The 13,996-nt window shown below is 56.7% G+C and carries 17 protein-coding genes; 3 read left to right on the plus strand and 14 right to left on the minus strand.

Annotated elements, in window-relative coordinates; genetic code table 11:
• Positions 1-26: 26 nt before the first annotated feature.
• On the minus strand, positions 27-1,070 hold the full coding sequence (locus KCG46_RS10195; RefSeq protein WP_218405112.1) for a rod shape-determining protein: 1,044 nt from the start codon (positions 1,068-1,070) through the stop codon (positions 27-29).
• A 189-nt stretch (positions 1,071-1,259) separates the two neighbouring features.
• Here KCG46_RS10195 and mutL point away from each other — a divergent pair, with 189 nt between their 5' ends.
• Genes mutL through KCG46_RS10210 form a run of 3 tightly spaced genes read left to right on the plus strand, consistent with a single transcriptional unit; the run spans position 1,260 to position 5,192 of the window.
• Positions 1,260-3,095 (plus strand): DNA mismatch repair endonuclease MutL, encoded by a 1,836-nt coding sequence (gene mutL / locus KCG46_RS10200; RefSeq protein WP_218405113.1) that lies wholly within the window; start codon positions 1,260-1,262, stop codon positions 3,093-3,095.
• A 44-nt stretch (positions 3,096-3,139) separates the two neighbouring features.
• Positions 3,140-4,747 carry a M20/M25/M40 family metallo-hydrolase gene (locus KCG46_RS10205; protein WP_218405114.1) on the plus strand — a complete coding sequence of 536 codons (1,608 nt, stop codon included), beginning with the start codon at positions 3,140-3,142 and terminating at the stop codon, positions 4,745-4,747.
• 7 nt (positions 4,748-4,754) lie between these two features.
• Positions 4,755-5,192: a hypothetical protein gene (locus KCG46_RS10210; RefSeq protein WP_218405115.1), complete on the plus strand. Its 438-nt coding sequence runs from the start codon at positions 4,755-4,757 to the stop codon at positions 5,190-5,192.
• A gap of 6 nt (positions 5,193-5,198) precedes the next feature.
• Here KCG46_RS10210 and ychF read toward each other — a convergent pair whose 3' ends face one another.
• The 13 genes from ychF to KCG46_RS10275 all read right to left on the minus strand — a co-directional run bounded on the left by ychF (position 5,199) and on the right by KCG46_RS10275 (position 13,995).
• Positions 5,199-6,299: a redox-regulated ATPase YchF gene (ychF, locus tag KCG46_RS10215; RefSeq protein ID WP_218405116.1), complete on the minus strand. Its 1,101-nt coding sequence runs from the start codon at positions 6,297-6,299 to the stop codon at positions 5,199-5,201.
• 107 nt (positions 6,300-6,406) lie between these two features.
• Complete coding sequence (locus KCG46_RS10220) at positions 6,407-6,769, minus strand: PEP-CTERM sorting domain-containing protein (RefSeq protein ID WP_218405117.1); 363 nt, start codon at positions 6,767-6,769, stop codon at positions 6,407-6,409.
• A gap of 114 nt (positions 6,770-6,883) precedes the next feature.
• The gene (locus KCG46_RS10225) at positions 6,884-7,456 is read right to left on the minus strand and encodes a hypothetical protein (RefSeq protein ID WP_218405118.1); all 573 of its coding nucleotides are present in this window, start codon (positions 7,454-7,456) and stop codon (positions 6,884-6,886) included.
• A complete protein-coding gene (locus KCG46_RS10230; RefSeq protein WP_218405119.1) occupies positions 7,456-8,448 on the minus strand; it encodes an SDR family oxidoreductase in 993 nt (330 codons plus the stop codon). The genes KCG46_RS10225 and KCG46_RS10230 overlap by 1 nt, the downstream gene beginning before the upstream one ends.
• Complete coding sequence (locus KCG46_RS10235) at positions 8,445-8,942, minus strand: P-loop NTPase family protein (protein WP_218405120.1); 498 nt, start codon at positions 8,940-8,942, stop codon at positions 8,445-8,447. The genes KCG46_RS10230 and KCG46_RS10235 overlap by 4 nt, the downstream gene beginning before the upstream one ends.
• Positions 8,943-8,956: 14 nt before the next feature.
• Complete coding sequence (gene pth, locus KCG46_RS10240) at positions 8,957-9,529, minus strand: aminoacyl-tRNA hydrolase (RefSeq protein ID WP_218405121.1); 573 nt, start codon at positions 9,527-9,529, stop codon at positions 8,957-8,959.
• 310 nt (positions 9,530-9,839) lie between these two features.
• A complete protein-coding gene (locus KCG46_RS10245) occupies positions 9,840-10,520 on the minus strand; it encodes a 50S ribosomal protein L25/general stress protein Ctc (RefSeq protein ID WP_218405122.1) in 681 nt (226 codons plus the stop codon).
• Between the two features lie 102 nt (positions 10,521-10,622).
• Positions 10,623-11,534, minus strand: a complete 912-nt coding sequence (locus tag KCG46_RS10250) for a TraB/GumN family protein (protein WP_218405123.1) — start codon at positions 11,532-11,534, stop codon at positions 10,623-10,625.
• Positions 11,531-12,475, minus strand: a complete 945-nt coding sequence (locus KCG46_RS10255) for a TraB/GumN family protein (protein WP_218405124.1) — start codon at positions 12,473-12,475, stop codon at positions 11,531-11,533. The genes KCG46_RS10250 and KCG46_RS10255 overlap by 4 nt, the downstream gene beginning before the upstream one ends.
• Before the next feature lie 60 nt (positions 12,476-12,535).
• On the minus strand, positions 12,536-12,733 hold the full coding sequence (locus KCG46_RS10260) for a helix-turn-helix transcriptional regulator (protein ID WP_218405125.1): 198 nt from the start codon (positions 12,731-12,733) through the stop codon (positions 12,536-12,538).
• Complete coding sequence (locus tag KCG46_RS10265; protein WP_218405126.1) at positions 12,730-13,206, minus strand: hypothetical protein; 477 nt, start codon at positions 13,204-13,206, stop codon at positions 12,730-12,732. Before KCG46_RS10265 ends, KCG46_RS10260 begins: the two co-directional genes overlap by 4 nt.
• Before the next feature lie 16 nt (positions 13,207-13,222).
• On the minus strand, positions 13,223-13,597 hold the full coding sequence (locus KCG46_RS10270; RefSeq protein ID WP_218405127.1) for a hypothetical protein: 375 nt from the start codon (positions 13,595-13,597) through the stop codon (positions 13,223-13,225).
• A complete protein-coding gene (locus tag KCG46_RS10275) occupies positions 13,597-13,995 on the minus strand; it encodes a hypothetical protein (protein ID WP_218405128.1) in 399 nt (132 codons plus the stop codon). Before KCG46_RS10275 ends, KCG46_RS10270 begins: the two co-directional genes overlap by 1 nt.
• Position 13,996 lies beyond the last annotated feature (1 nt).

Here is a 13,996-nt window from a genome sequence, read left to right on the forward strand (position 1 = left end):
TCCGGTCCACCGCCGGATGGTAATGTTTATGCGGTCATTAATACGCCGCGATAAATCGGATCTTCCATCGCCCGGCCGGTGCCAATGGCAACGCAGGTGAGGGGGTCTTCGGCGATGGATACCGGCAACCCGGTTTCTTCGCGAAGGTGCTCGTCAAGACGGCGGATCAATGCGCCGCCGCCGGTGAGAACAATACCTTGATCAACAATGTCAGCGGCCAGTTCTGGTGCCGTGTTTTCCAACGCAATCCGTACACCTTCGACGATGGCCCCGATTGGTTCGGAAAGAGCCTCCGCAACATGGGCCTGATTGATCGTGATCTCTTTTGGCACGCCGTTCACAAGGTCGCGGCCTTTGAGAGTGATTGTCTCGCCAATGCCGTCTTCTGGCACAACTGCAATACCGTAGTCTTTCTTGATCCGCTCTGCAGTCGCATCACCGATCAGCAGGTTGTGATGCCGGCGCACATACGAAACAATCGCTTCGTCCATCTTGTCGCCGCCGGTGCGAACCGATGTGGTGTAGGCAAGGCCGCGCAGCGAAAGCACCGCGACTTCGGTCGTACCGCCGCCAATGTCCACGACCATTGAGCCAACCGGCTCTGTCACAGGCATATCGGCGCCAATAGCAGCTGCCATCGGCTCAAGGATAAGGTGAACTTCCGAAGCGCCCGCATTGGAAGCTGCATCGCGGATCGCGCGCTTTTCAACAGAGGTCGAACCCGATGGCACACAAATCACGATCTCGGGATAGCGGAACAGGTTCCGTTTGCCGTGCACCTTGCGGATGAAGTGCTTGATCATTTCCTCGGCAATTTCGATGTCGGCGATCACGCCATCACGCAGCGGGCGGATCGCTTCGATGCTGTCCGGCGTCTTGCCCATCATCATCTTCGCATCATCGCCGACAGCCTTGACGCGTTTGATGCCGTTGATCGTTTCGATGGCAACAACGCTCGGCTCATTCAGCACGATGCCTTGATCCTGAACATAGACCAGCGTGTTCGCCGTTCCGAGGTCAATCGCCATGTTCTGCGAACCGAATTTGAAGAAGTTTGAGAGGAAACTCATTTTGTCGTTTTTTCCGTTAAGTCGGGGTGGTGTCTCGCAGACCCCCTGCAAGACGTGTGACCCCATATTCACAATATGTAATGCGCCTAGCGAATGCGTGGCAAAAACGCCAAAATAATTGTTGACGCGAAACGTAATTTTGCACGGTTGCCCTCGAATTTGCGGCGCATGACGTCTAGTTTGCGACAAATGCCGCAAATTCGCCGCCTTCCAGAGACTTTAGTGAACCGTATTGCCGCCGGAGAGGTGGTGGAACGGCCCGCTTCTGCGCTTAAAGAGCTGGTCGAGAACGCGATCGATGCCGGATCGGCGCGAATCGCTGTGGTGCTAACCGATGGCGGATTGAGCCGTTTCGAGGTTACCGATGACGGCTGCGGCATGGACCGTGACGATATGATGCTCGCTCTAGAGCGGCATGCAACATCCAAATTGCCGGATGAGCAGATCGAGATGGTGGCGACCCTTGGCTTTCGCGGGGAAGCTCTGCCGTCCATCGCCAGTGTCGCGCGGCTGACCATCGAAAGCCGCGTGCGCGGGGCCGATGATGGCTGGCGCATGGTGCTGGATCACGGCGAGGTCGTGGAAGAGGGGCCAGCCGCGCTTCCACCGGGAACGCGGGTTCGCGTTGAGAACCTCTTTGCCAAGATACCAGCGCGCCGCAAATTCCTTCGCACACCGCGCAGCGAATACATTGCTTGCCTCAATATTGTTCGCAGACTTGCTATGGCGCGGCCTGAAATCGCATTCACCCTCGAAAACGGGGCAGAAGGCAAGACGCGCAAAGCGTTGACCACGCAGGCCGACGAACCGCTTGCAACCCGTGTGTCTCAGATCATCGCGCGCGAATTGAAAGACAACGCAGTCGCCATCGATATGATGCGGGAAACGCCTCACGGTGAAATGCGGCTGACGGGTATTGCGGGCCTGCCGACATACAATCGCGGCGTCGCCGATCATCAATATCTGTTTGTGAATGGCCGCCCGGTGAAAGACCGCCTGCTAACCGGAGCCGTTCGAGGCGCATACTCAGATATGCTTGCGCGGGATCGGCACGCAGTGCTCGCGCTGTTTCTCGATGTTCCGCCGCAAGATGTTGATGTGAATGTCCATCCCGCGAAAACGGAGGTGCGGTTCCGCGACGCCAGTGCAGTGCGCGGCTTTATTGTGTCTGGCCTAAGGCAAGCGCTCGCAACAGGTGACCGCCGCAGTGCGCAGGGGCCGGATCGCAAAGCGATGGAGCGTTGGCAGCAGGAACCGGCTCAGGCCGAACCTGCGCCCGCACTGAGATCCATGTTCGAGGGCCGCGATTGGTCCGCTTCGCAATCCCGCGTTTCGGAATCGCGCCCTGAATGGACACCGCAATCATCCGATGCATTGCCAACGGGGCGCGCTGAAGAGGCGGCGCCAATTGCTGAAGGTGATCAGGATTATCCGCTCGGCATCGCACGTGGCCAAGTCGCCAACACATACATCGTCGCCGAAAGCAAAGACGGGCTGGTGCTCGTCGACCAACACGCCGCGCATGAGCGCCTCGTTCTCGAACGTTTGCGGGCTGCGGGCACGGGCGACACAATCTCGCGCTCTCAGGCCTTGCTGGTCCCGGACGTTGTCGAAATGGATGAGGCGGACTGCGACCGTCTGGAAGACGCAGCCGAGGGCCTTGCTCGATTTGGTTTGAATGTCGAACGTTTCGGCCCAGCTGCGATGCTGGTCCGCGCCGTACCGGCGGCCATTTCAAAGGCGGATTCGGGCAAGCTGCTGCAAGACCTCGCCGATGACATCGCCAAGCACGGCAAGAATGAGGAGAGCGGCGCGCTGCTGCTCTCTGAAAAGCTGGAATATGTTCTCGCAACCATGGCGTGCCATGGATCGGTACGGGCAGGGCGGGTGCTTTCGGTCGCCGAAATGAACGCGTTGTTGCGCGAAATGGAGGCCACCCCGCGATCAGGCCAGTGCAATCATGGCCGGCCCACTTGGGTTAAGCTCGATATGGAAGATGTAGAAAAGCTTTTCGGACGGCATTGAGGCGGTTAAGCAGGCCTTCAATCCGAATTTGGGGGCGCAATTCCATGAAATCTCTTCGTACCGTTCTTGCGTGCAGCGCGCTTGCTTTTGCTGTGGTTCCTGTCGGTGCTTTTGCCGAGGAAGCTGGCGACAACGCGCAGATTATCGATGAAGGCCTGAACCGCTCGCAAATTCAGCAGATGGCGCACGAACTGGTCGACGATATCGGGCCGCGCCTCACCAACTCCACCAATATGCGCAAAGCGGAAGCGTGGGCCGTTGCGAAGATGAAAGAGCTGGGCCTCGAAAACGTCCGAAAGGAAGGGTTCGAGTTTGGCCGCGGGTGGGAAGTGATTTCCTCGAACGTCGAAATGATGGGGCCGCGCCCTCTGGAACTCACTGCGATTCCTGTCGCATGGACGCCGGGCACAGAAGGTCCGGTTGAAGGCGAAGTGATCGTTGCGCCAATTTCCAGCCCCGGTCAGTTTGAGGCTTATCGCGGCAAGCTGGAGGGCAAGATCGTCCTCATTTCGCGTCCGGGGACGGGTAACGAGCCATCACAGGTGACGTTTCGCAGGCTCGAAGATGATGACATCAGTTCGCGTGATTTGATCGCCATTCCTCAGCACAATCCGGATGGCCCCGGAGGCTTTGCGCGGTTCGTGAATTCGATCAAAACGTTCCCGAAACAGCTGGATGAATTTCTTGCCAGCGAAGGAGCAATTGCCTGGGCGAAAATCTCTTACCGGGATGCCAAACTGCTCCACGGAACAGGCTACAACCACGAGGTCGGCAATACGCAGACCCTTCCGGGTGTTGAAATCGCGGCTGAGGATTACCGTCGTCTGGCTCGCCTCGCGATCGGCGGCGAGGCCCCGCGGCTGCGGGTCGATACGCGTGTGCGTTTCATCGATGGCGATACGAAATCCTACAACATTATCGGCGAAATTCGCGGCACCGATCCACGGGCCGGATACGTGATGGCCGGCGCGCATATCGATAGCTGGCATGGCGCAGATGGCGCGGTTGATAATGCATCAGGCGTTGTGACAGCTTTGGAAGCGGCGCGGATTATCAAGACGCTGGGCAAGCGGCCAAAGCGGACAATTCGCATCGCTCTTTGGGGAGCGGAAGAGCAAGGGTTGTACGGGTCGCTCGCCTATGTTCGCCAACACATCGTTGAGCGAGCGGGCGAAGAGGGGCTGTCTAACGCTGAACTGCTCGCCAATTGGAGCACGCTATATCCTGTCACACCGAAGCCCGGCTTTTACGACATGAAAGCCTACTTCAACATGGACAATGGATCGGGCAAGTTTCGCGGCATCCACGCAGAAGAAAACATCGGCGCGATCCCGATGTTAGAGAAATGGATGAAGCCGTTTAATGGTCTTGGGGCCAAGCATGTGGTGGCAGGCGCGACCGGCGGCACAGACCACATCATGTTTCAGGCTGTCGGGCTTCCTGGATTTCAATTCATTCAGGACCCACTCGATTACGGCTCGCGCCTGCATCATACCAACGCCGATACGTTCGACCATTTGCGGCCAGACGATTTGCGTCAGGCTTCGGTTGTGATGGCAGGGATGTTGCTCGCAGCGGCGAATGATAAGGATACTTTGCCGCGCGAACCGCTGCCGCAAAAGCCGACCAACACCAATCCTTTCGGTCAGTGATCGGCGCATGATCCAGCGATCGATCAAAACCTTGAATCGCCCAAGCTTGTTCGCAGCGTGCGCGCTCGCTTTGCTTCCATCGAGCGCGCTCGCAGCGCAAAGCAGTGATCTGGTGCGAGACGCTGCTCGTGCAATTATGGCGAATGACGTCGCTGCGCTCAAAGAAATGCGGTTTCGCGCATATGGTCTCGATCACAAACCAATTGCGGTTGATGCGCTACTCGCCATCACGTCGAAATGTATACGAGACGCCGATGCACGCGAACGTGCTTCCCCGAGAGAGCTACATTATGAATGCGAGGCTTTACAGGACCAGCGCGACAAGTGCGACGGGCCAATCCTGATCGTTTCAATAGACCGCGCAACATCGCCCGATGTCTTCGCGCAGCTTCGGTTCAAACGTCAGGAAACGGCGGAATGCGCGTTGCCAGCGCTTCCGGGATAGCAGTCGCTAAACGTTGAATTTGAACAGCATCACGTCGCCGTCCTGAACGACGTATTCTTTGCCTTCCTGACGCAGTTTGCCGGCATCGCGCGCGGCGCTTTCGCCGCCCAGTCCGACGTAGTCATCATAGGCGATGGTTTCGGCGCGGATGAAACCGCGTTCAAAGTCCGTGTGGATCTCGCCGGCCGCTTGCGGTGCTTTCGCGCCATCGGGGAACGTCCATGCTCGCGACTCTTTCGGACCTGCGGTGAAGAAGGTTTTCAGGCCGAGCAGCGTGTATCCAGCGCGGATCACACGGGCGAGGCCGCTTTCTTCAAGGCCAAGCTCGGTCAGATATTCGGCGCGATCTTCCATCGGCATCTCGACCAGTTCGGCTTCGATGGCGGCAGAGACGACGACTGCCTGTGCGCCTTCGGCTTCCGCTTTGGCGAAAACTTTGGCTGACAGATCATTGCCTTCTGATGCTTCTTCTTCGGCGACGTTGCAGACATAGAGCACCGGCTTTGCGGTCAGCAGCTGCGCTTGTTCGAACAGTCGCTCTTCCTCATCGTCCTTTGGCTCGGTCAGGCGCGCAGGCTTGCCATCTTTGAGCAATTCGAGCGCTTGGCCCAAAACGCTGGCGAGCGCTTTGGCTTCTTTGTCGCCAGCTTTGCCGCGTTTCTCGGCATTGGGAACGCGCTTTTCGAGGCTTTCGAGATCAGCGAGCATCAGCTCGGTTTCGACCACCTCGGCATCGGCCAGCGGATCGACTTTGTTGGAGACGTGCTGAATATCGTCGTCTTCAAAACAGCGCAGCACGTGAACAATCGCGTCAACTTCACGGATATTGCCAAGGAACTGGTTGCCTAGACCTTCGCCAGCGCTCGCACCTTTGACGAGGCCCGCAATATCGACAAAACCAAGCTGCGTAGCTATCACTTTCGCGCTGCTGGCAATGGTGGCAATCTTGTCGAGGCGTTCATCCGGAACGGCGACCTGGCCGACATTCGGCTCAATCGTGCAGAATGGATAGTTTGCAGCCTGCGCAGCCTGCGTCTCTGTCAGTGCATTGAAAAGGGTGGACTTGCCCACATTGGGAAGGCCCACGATCCCGCATTTGAAACCCATGATCGCTCTCGGATGTATAAAATTGTTTGAACGAACGCGCCTGTAGACGGGGCAGTCCGGTTAAGCAATCTTTGGAAGCAGGGTTGCCTTGCGAGTTACCGCTCCAGTCAGCAAGCGAGCTTGCGGCGGCGCCTCAATGACCGGCCAGCGATCAATCCCAATCCCAAAAGCATCAGCGCCAATGCCGATGGCTCTGGCACTTCTGTGCCGATCGGAGTCAAGCCGCTATCGGGGCCGCAACCTAGACCGCCGGGAATGCAAAATCCCGATGTTGTGGAGGTGCCGCCAGTGGAGCTGATTGGCAAATTCGGATTGAGTGTGCCGGTTGTGCTTGATGTGCTGCTTGTAACGAGCGATCCGTTGCTCGAATTCCCCGAAGTCATATCGTCCGCAGCCAAAGCAGGTGCGGACAGGCAATTGGCAAGGACGAGGCCGCCTAGGCCAATTCGAATAGAGCGGCGTATGAACATCGGGAACTCCCACAAAGCGTTTCACGCGGACGGGTAAGTTCTGTTTGAATAACGACAAGTTTGATTGGGGCTCTGCGTCAAAGCGGGACGCAATTTCGATCTGTCTCGCCGCGCTCAGCGCGTCTTGCCGATTACTTTCGCAATCATACCCGCTACGCGGCCGGCAATCGTTGGAGACTTGCCCGCTCGGTAATTATGGATTTGCTCTTTTACCGATAGCGGAGCGGAAAAGCTCCATTCGGTATCGTCATATTCGATGTCGTCACCTGCGCCGAGCCCTTCATTGGTGAGCGCCACGAGGCAATCGCAGGTCACGATCAGACCCTCGCCGGACTTCTCAAATGCGATCCTGTGAAGATCGATCAAGTGATGACGGTCACCGAGATACACGCTGCCTGTAAAGGCTTCCAGATTTTCCCTTTCCGGGCGGAACTCCGATCCGGCTAGATCTTCTGCGGTTCTGAACGGCAACGTCGCTTCCAGCGAAAGCGTTGTCCCGCGGTCCCGATCGATTATTGTCCAATCCGTCAGATCCCCGGGCAGCTCTGCATGCAGGATTGGAAATTCGAGGACAGCCCCTTCGATCAGGCTGTCTTCAAATTCCTTTATCCAGGTCAATTCGCCTTCTTGCGGTGATAACTTCTCAAACGGAAAGGGTATGTCTTCGTACCCGTCGAGATGCGTCATCAGACGTTATGAACTGCCTTGATCCACGGCCCATACCCTGACTCGCCGAGCCAACCGACCTGCACCTTTGCCGTGAGATCGTTGATCGGAAGCTGCGGTTTCGCACCGGGATGCACAGCGCGGCGAAGCGGGCGCGTACCGGCGGGCATGGCAATCACTTCCGCCATCGCGCGCGGGACATCCATTGGATCGGTTGAACCGCCGCCGGAGCGGCTACCAAGCTGTTCGATCAATGCCGCATAGCCAGCGGTGTGTTTTTCCTCTGCGCGGCCAAGCAATGCCAAGCTGTTTTCGTTGGCGTTCTTCCAGATCATCGTCGGATAGCCGCCCGGCTCGATCACGGTTACTTCAATGCCGTGTGGGACTAACTCATACGCCAGGCTTTCGCTCATCGCTTCGAGTGCAAATTTCGTTGGAGAGTATTGACCGTATGCAGGCACGATTACCCGACCAAGCTGCGATGACACGTTGATGATCAGGCCACTTTTAGCCTCTCGCATTGACGGCAGAACGGCGCGGGCCATCCGATGCGGCCCAAACACATTGGTGTCGAATGTCAGCTGCGTCGCCTCCATGTCCTGAATCTCGATAGGCCCGCCAAAAGAGATACCGGCATTGTTGATCAGCACGTCCAATGGGCCGCCATTGATCTCCATTGCCTTGGCCACGCCCACTTCGACTTGCTCATCCGAAGTCACGTCGATTTCGATCACATGCAGATCAAGCTGCTCGTCGATAGCGATCTGGGTCAATTCTTCGGCTTCGGCGCGGGGGACGTTGCGCATCGTAGCGAAAACGCGCGCGCCCATACGAGCGTAGTACTCAGAAGCCATTCGGCCAAAACCGGTCGAGCAGCCTGTGATCAGGATGCTTTTGCCTTCGAAATTCGGCTTCGCAGTGATCACATCTTCAGCAGAAAGTGTGGAAGTCGCGGCGAGGGCGCCCGTTGCGGCTGCTCCGGCAAGAAGTGTGCGGCGGTTGATCTGGGTCATGCTGTGGTCTCCAGTGAATTGAGCCATGCCTCCAAGGCATCAGGGTGTTTGAAGCGCAGTATCGGCGTTTGTGTCTTTGCCAGCAAGGCCTCTGTTATGGGGCGCACCTTGCGGTTCCAATTGATGATGTAGAGGAAGAATTCCGGATCGAAGCGTTCTGGGCAGCCTTCAGTCATGTCTGGACGGCTGCGCCCGTGATACTTCCAAACGCGTTTTACAGCGCGCCAGAAGCAAAGGGGGATGGGGTAATCGAGATATACTACGGTGTCCGCACGCTCCAACCGGACATCCATTGATCCTTTGTAATTGCCATCAATGACCCAACGATCCTGCGCGGTGATCGACCCGAGTGAGGTCTTTAGTTCTTCACGGCCACCTTCAACCCAGCCGGCGCTCCAGTGGAGCTGATCGATATGGATCAACGGCAGATCCAGCATGGCCGCCAGTTTGCCGGACACCGTGCTTTTGCCCGCGCCGCAGGGGCCGATGACCATTATCCGCTGCATGATTAATCGGCCTGCATCCGCAGGGCCATCTCGCTCATGAAGCGCGGGTCGTTGCCCTCGGCAAGCCATGGTGCCTCTGCGCCAAGTCCGCCGAGCATTTGCGCTAGATCATCCTGTTCCGACTTTGCATAGTTGCCGAGGACATGGCCGTGCACCCGATCTTTGTGGCCGGGGTGGCCGATGCCGATGCGAACACGGCGGAAATCGGGGCCAAGGTGGCTATCGATTGATCGAAGGCCGTTATGCCCTGCGTGGCCGCCGCCTTGCTTTACCTTCACTTTAAAAGGCGCAAGGTCTAGCTCGTCATGGAACACGGTGAGTGCATCGGTTTCGAGTTTGTAAAAGCGCAAAGCCTCACCAACGCTGCGTCCGCTCTCGTTCATGAATGTCGCGGGTTTAAGCAGCAGGATTTTTTCCGTCCCGATCCGGCCTTCCTGAACCCAGCCAGAGAACTTTTTCTGGATCGCGCCAAAGTCATGCATGTCAGCGATAACATCCATCGCCAAAAAGCCGATATTGTGCCGGTGAAGCGCGTAACGCGGTCCGGGATTTCCAAGGCCTGCCCAAATTTGCATTTTTGTTCTTTAGCAGGCTTTGCCTGCCCCTCAAGCGCCGGGCGCGGGCCATCCGGCCCGCTTCGCTTCTCCGCAATAGCTCGGGCGGCCAGTCGGCCCTGCGGAACCTTTCGGTTCCGAAATTGAATGATGCACATTGACTTGGTCGAGCAGCTCGGTCGCGCCAGCGACCGCTAGCCCGACCGGGCGCCCGCAGGCCCAAAAGGGCCGAGGAAATCGCATGCGCGGATGCGCATGCGGAAACAAAAATGCCGAACCCCGCGAAGGGCCCGGCATCTTGGTGATTTGTGCTGGAAAGAAGTGCGTCAGCTTATTGGCTGTCGCCGCCTTCTTCGTCAGCTTTCTGAGAGGTGGCTTCAACAGCGTCAGCTGCCACTTCTTCGCCTTCGCCCTCAGCTTCTTCCTCATCTTCGCTCTTCTTGAGCGCTGACGGAGCAACGAGTGTGGCGATGGTGTAGTCACGATCGGTGATGGCGCTTTCGCTGCCATCAGGAAGAGTGACTTCGCTGATGTGGATCGAATCGCCGACTTCCTTGCCGGTAACGTCGATTTCGATCTGATCAGGGATCGCATCCGACTTACAGATAAGGTCGAGATCGTGACGGACCACGTTAAGAACGCCGCCCTTCTTAAGGCCAGGCGATTCTTCTTCGTTGATGAAGACAACCGGAATCTGAACTTCGATCTTCGCGTCTTTCGACAGACGAAGGAAATCGACGTGGATTGGGCGATCGGAGACCGGATGCAGAGCAACGTCTTTCGGGATGGAACGAACCGGATCACCACCAATTTCGACCTGAACGATCGAATTCATGAATTGACCGGTCATCAACTGACGGACCAGTTCTTTTTCTTCGAGGTGGATTTTGATTGGTTCTTCGTTCCCGCCATAAATAACAGCGGGTACCCGACCTTCGCGGCGAAGTGCTCGGGAGGCTCCCTTGCCTGCCCGTTCGCGCGTTTCAGCCGGCAGTGTAAGAGCGTCGCTCATGATACGTGCCTTTCGAATGCGTGTTTGAAATACTTCATTGCAATGTCCGCCTCCAGGGATGACCGAGACATCGAAGAGCGGGCCGTTACAGGGGGAAGGGCGCTATGGCAAGGGAATTTGCTCTATCCGCCGGACGGTGAAACCGCGCGCTTCGAGCATCGAGTTGAGGCTGTTCGCGCCAACAAGGTGTCCTGCTCCCACAGCGATTAGAGGCTTTGCCGGCTTGGCGAGCGTCACTTCGATCTTTTCCGCCCAGTCTTCGTTGCGGTCTTGTATTAATGCCTGATGCAATTCGGGATCGGCCATGATGCCCGTTCGGGTGGCTTCCTCCAGAACAGAATTGTCGCCAGTCAGCCATGCGTTGCGCAATTGCGCTGGATCGCTTTCTTCGTCGATTGACGCCGTTACGACCCCCTCCAAAAGAGCGCGTTGGTCTTCTTCGTCCAGCCCGTCGAATATCCGCAACTGATTAAGCGCGCCTTCGAGCTCGATCACGCTGCGATCTGCGAAGTCGCTGATAATAGCGCGGTCGACACCGTTGGCCGGATCGCCGGTTGATTGCGTTCGGGCGAGCATCAACGCAGCGGCCCAAGTTTCCGTCGCTGAAAAGTCGTAGTCGGAATAGTCCGACTTCGCGATCAGTTCATACAAAGGTGTCTTAAGCTCTTCATTCACCCTTTCGGGCAATTCAGGTTGCTGCTGGGATGTTACAGCGAGAACAGTGAAAACTGATGAGATTGCAGTGCTGTCATTCAGATTAGCGACCTCAACAATTGCGAAGTCTGCGCGGTCAATCACTCCCTCAATTGCGTCGGTACGCCATTCCACCCCGTCGGGCAGGGCGTGGATCGTGCCCAGCATCCATCCTTCAACATCGCCGTCTGCGTTGCTGATTTCATAAAGCGGCGGATTGGGGGGCGTCTGCGGCTCGTTATCAAGGGAAGACTCGGAGCAACCGGCAATAGCCAGCGCTCCGAGTGTCAGTCCGCATACTCGCAAAAGGCGCCTGATCATTGCACTCGCGTGGCCTCAATGTCGCGGTTGGCGAGGTACTCCTGAACGCTGCGTTCACCGGCAAGGTGGCCAGCGCCAACCGCGATGAAAACGGTACCCGGTGTATCCAGACGCGTGTCGATCCATTCGGCCCAGTTGGCGTTGCGCTCATACAGCAGGCGTTCGGCAAGGTTCGGGTGCGTCATGAAACCTTCGTTCATCATTACGCCCAACTCTTCGACTTTGCCCGATGCCCAGACGCCGACGAGCTGGTTGAGCGTTTCGATTGCTGCAAGCGGATCCTCCGCTCCTTCGAGTAGGAACAGAACCTGCTGGTCCATCGGCAATTCGTCAAACACAGAGATCTGGAAGTCGATTGTTTCCAATGCGACGCGCTCGGTGCCTTCACTGATGGTGGACTCGAGCACTGTTTCAACGCCTTTGGAATCGTCAAATCCCGATGCTTGCGTAACAACTTGCAGCATGGCGATTGAAGCGAACCATGGCTCCAACTTGTCGAATGCAGCGGCAGGAATACCGATTTTGCCAAGACCAGCCTCGAACGTAGCGCGCTGCTCATCATTCATCAGTCCGCGCAACGTTTGGCCATCAGTCAACATACCTTTCGCGGCCATCATTTGACCAGCCGCTTGCATGCTTTCAGGAGTCATATCGATTTCGGTGACGAGCGAATCCGAACTCGCGATTGCAGCGCTCACGGTCTCGGTTTTCCAGTTTACATCATCCGGCAGGGTGTGAACCGTGCCGAAGAGAAAGATCGTCGTGTCTTCATCCGCGACTTTCCACATCGCGGGCACGCCGGTGGCCTCTTCCATCTCTTTTTCAGAGGCGAGGACTTTTTCGTCCTCAACAGGCTGAGTGGTTTGTTGAGCGATGGCTGGCGCGCCCGCAAACAGAGCGGCAGCGGCGGCAGATGCGGTAAGGATTGAGCGGAGTTTCATGGAGGTAGTCCTTTCAAGGGAGCTTTAGAATATGGGTTGTGGCCGTAAGTTTAACGGTGGCTATGTTGCTTCGTCGTCGAACACTTGCTCAATCGACATGTCGAACAGCCTTGCAATCCGAAATGCCAGAGGCAGGGAAGGGTCGTGCTTGCCCGTTTCAATAGCGTTCACCGCCTGACGCGACACATCAAGCTGGACAGCCAGCTCGGCCTGACTCCAGTCACGTTCCGCACGGAGGACTTTGAGGCGGTTCTTCATCGGCTATCGCGCCAACGCAGAAACTGGAAGATGCCAACAAAGAGCAGCATAAACGTCAGCCATGTCTTTCCTATAACAACATAGGCTTTGAAATCCTGATCGTAGAAGAAATCTTCAAACGCCAGGTAGCTCGCGGGTAGGCTGATGTCGAAGGGGCTGAAAGACCAATAAAGAACCCAGGGGGCGATGACGAGTATGGGGGGAACTATGGCGACGCCATAGGCCAAAATCACAAGCGACCGCCGCCAAAGGCCCTCGGCATAATCGTCCCGCATGAATTTCGCGACCATTAGGAATAGCGGCACTAACCCGTTGAAAAAAAGCACCAAAACTGCGAGTATATCATACCAACCGGGCGCGTTACCTGGATCGTATGGATCAATGATCCAATCGACGAGGCCGAATGCCGCGAAGAAAAGGCATATGTCCATCAGCCAGAAATAGGCGCGAAATCGAAGCTTAGCTTTTGTCAATTTAGCAGCTTCCATCTCAGTAACCTCGCAGCCGAGCCGCCGCGAAGGCTACGTGAAAAATTGCGGCGATGGCTGTCAGGCCGATCAACGGATCAGATATCCATTCATCAGTGATCGGGCCGATAGCTATAAACAACCATATGCCCACCGCAGCGCATGCCCATCGCGCGGCGAAAGCGAACAGCCGTTGGAAATATTCGTCATGATGCCCAACAAAGACCAGACCGATCAACGTTCCAGCGGTGAACCCGCCTGCCAACGTATCAACTGCATCGAGAAACCCGAACACCGCGCCAGCCAACATCAATAGAGAACCGGCAAGGCCGACCCACATCATATTTAACGCGAAACTGCGGTCATCAGTTGAAATTGCTTTGGGATCGTAAGCCATCAAATTCCTCCCCGCATACGCTTCCAGAATAGACCGATGTAGAACGCGATGATCGCAAGGGCGATGCTGGCAATGGCCGGAATATCCCGTTCATTGTTTTGGCCTGGCGTGCCTGCACGGGTGGATTGGAACCCGTCATAGACACCTTCTGCAAAGGGCAGGCCTAGGAACAAGATCAACAGGGTGGCAAACGCCATGCTCGCGCCGGACGTCCAAAGTCCGCGCGTGTATTCATCTGCGTTTCTGGTGAACAGCATCACCCAACAGCAAGCAACGCAAATCAATAGCCCTGCGATCAATATGGCTTCGGGAATGGACACAAGTGCGCCGAGAAAAACAGCGAGAAGGGCGGCCAAACCGGCCCAACCTGCGCCTAGAAAGATGTTCACCTTTTGCATG

The sequence above is a fragment of the Erythrobacter crassostreae genome, from assembly GCF_019204045.1.
Classification (GTDB): Bacteria; Pseudomonadota; Alphaproteobacteria; order Sphingomonadales; family Sphingomonadaceae; genus Erythrobacter; species Erythrobacter crassostreae.

Excerpts from the sequence above, each read along its gene's own strand:
- KCG46_RS10195 (WP_218405112.1), bottom strand. The coding sequence starts at position 1,070 with ATGAGTTTCCTCTCAAACTTCTTCAAATTCGGTTCGCAGAACATGGCG.
- mutL (WP_218405113.1), top strand. The coding sequence starts at position 1,260 with ATGCCGCAAATTCGCCGCCTTCCAGAGACTTTAGTGAACCGTATTGCC.
- KCG46_RS10205 (WP_218405114.1), top strand. The coding sequence starts at position 3,140 with ATGAAATCTCTTCGTACCGTTCTTGCGTGCAGCGCGCTTGCTTTTGCT.
- KCG46_RS10210 (WP_218405115.1), top strand. The coding sequence starts at position 4,755 with ATGATCCAGCGATCGATCAAAACCTTGAATCGCCCAAGCTTGTTCGCA.
- ychF (WP_218405116.1), bottom strand. The coding sequence starts at position 6,299 with ATGGGTTTCAAATGCGGGATCGTGGGCCTTCCCAATGTGGGCAAGTCC.
- KCG46_RS10220 (WP_218405117.1), bottom strand. The coding sequence starts at position 6,769 with ATGTTCATACGCCGCTCTATTCGAATTGGCCTAGGCGGCCTCGTCCTT.
- KCG46_RS10225 (WP_218405118.1), bottom strand. The coding sequence starts at position 7,456 with ATGACGCATCTCGACGGGTACGAAGACATACCCTTTCCGTTTGAGAAG.
- KCG46_RS10230 (WP_218405119.1), bottom strand. The coding sequence starts at position 8,448 with ATGACCCAGATCAACCGCCGCACACTTCTTGCCGGAGCAGCCGCAACG.
- KCG46_RS10235 (WP_218405120.1), bottom strand. The coding sequence starts at position 8,942 with ATGGTCATCGGCCCCTGCGGCGCGGGCAAAAGCACGGTGTCCGGCAAA.
- pth (WP_218405121.1), bottom strand. The coding sequence starts at position 9,529 with ATGCAAATTTGGGCAGGCCTTGGAAATCCCGGACCGCGTTACGCGCTT.
- KCG46_RS10245 (WP_218405122.1), bottom strand. The coding sequence starts at position 10,520 with ATGAGCGACGCTCTTACACTGCCGGCTGAAACGCGCGAACGGGCAGGC.
- KCG46_RS10250 (WP_218405123.1), bottom strand. The coding sequence starts at position 11,534 with ATGATCAGGCGCCTTTTGCGAGTATGCGGACTGACACTCGGAGCGCTG.
- KCG46_RS10255 (WP_218405124.1), bottom strand. The coding sequence starts at position 12,475 with ATGAAACTCCGCTCAATCCTTACCGCATCTGCCGCCGCTGCCGCTCTG.
- KCG46_RS10260 (WP_218405125.1), bottom strand. The coding sequence starts at position 12,733 with ATGAAGAACCGCCTCAAAGTCCTCCGTGCGGAACGTGACTGGAGTCAG.
- KCG46_RS10270 (WP_218405127.1), bottom strand. The coding sequence starts at position 13,597 with ATGGCTTACGATCCCAAAGCAATTTCAACTGATGACCGCAGTTTCGCG.
- KCG46_RS10275 (WP_218405128.1), bottom strand. The coding sequence starts at position 13,995 with ATGCAAAAGGTGAACATCTTTCTAGGCGCAGGTTGGGCCGGTTTGGCC.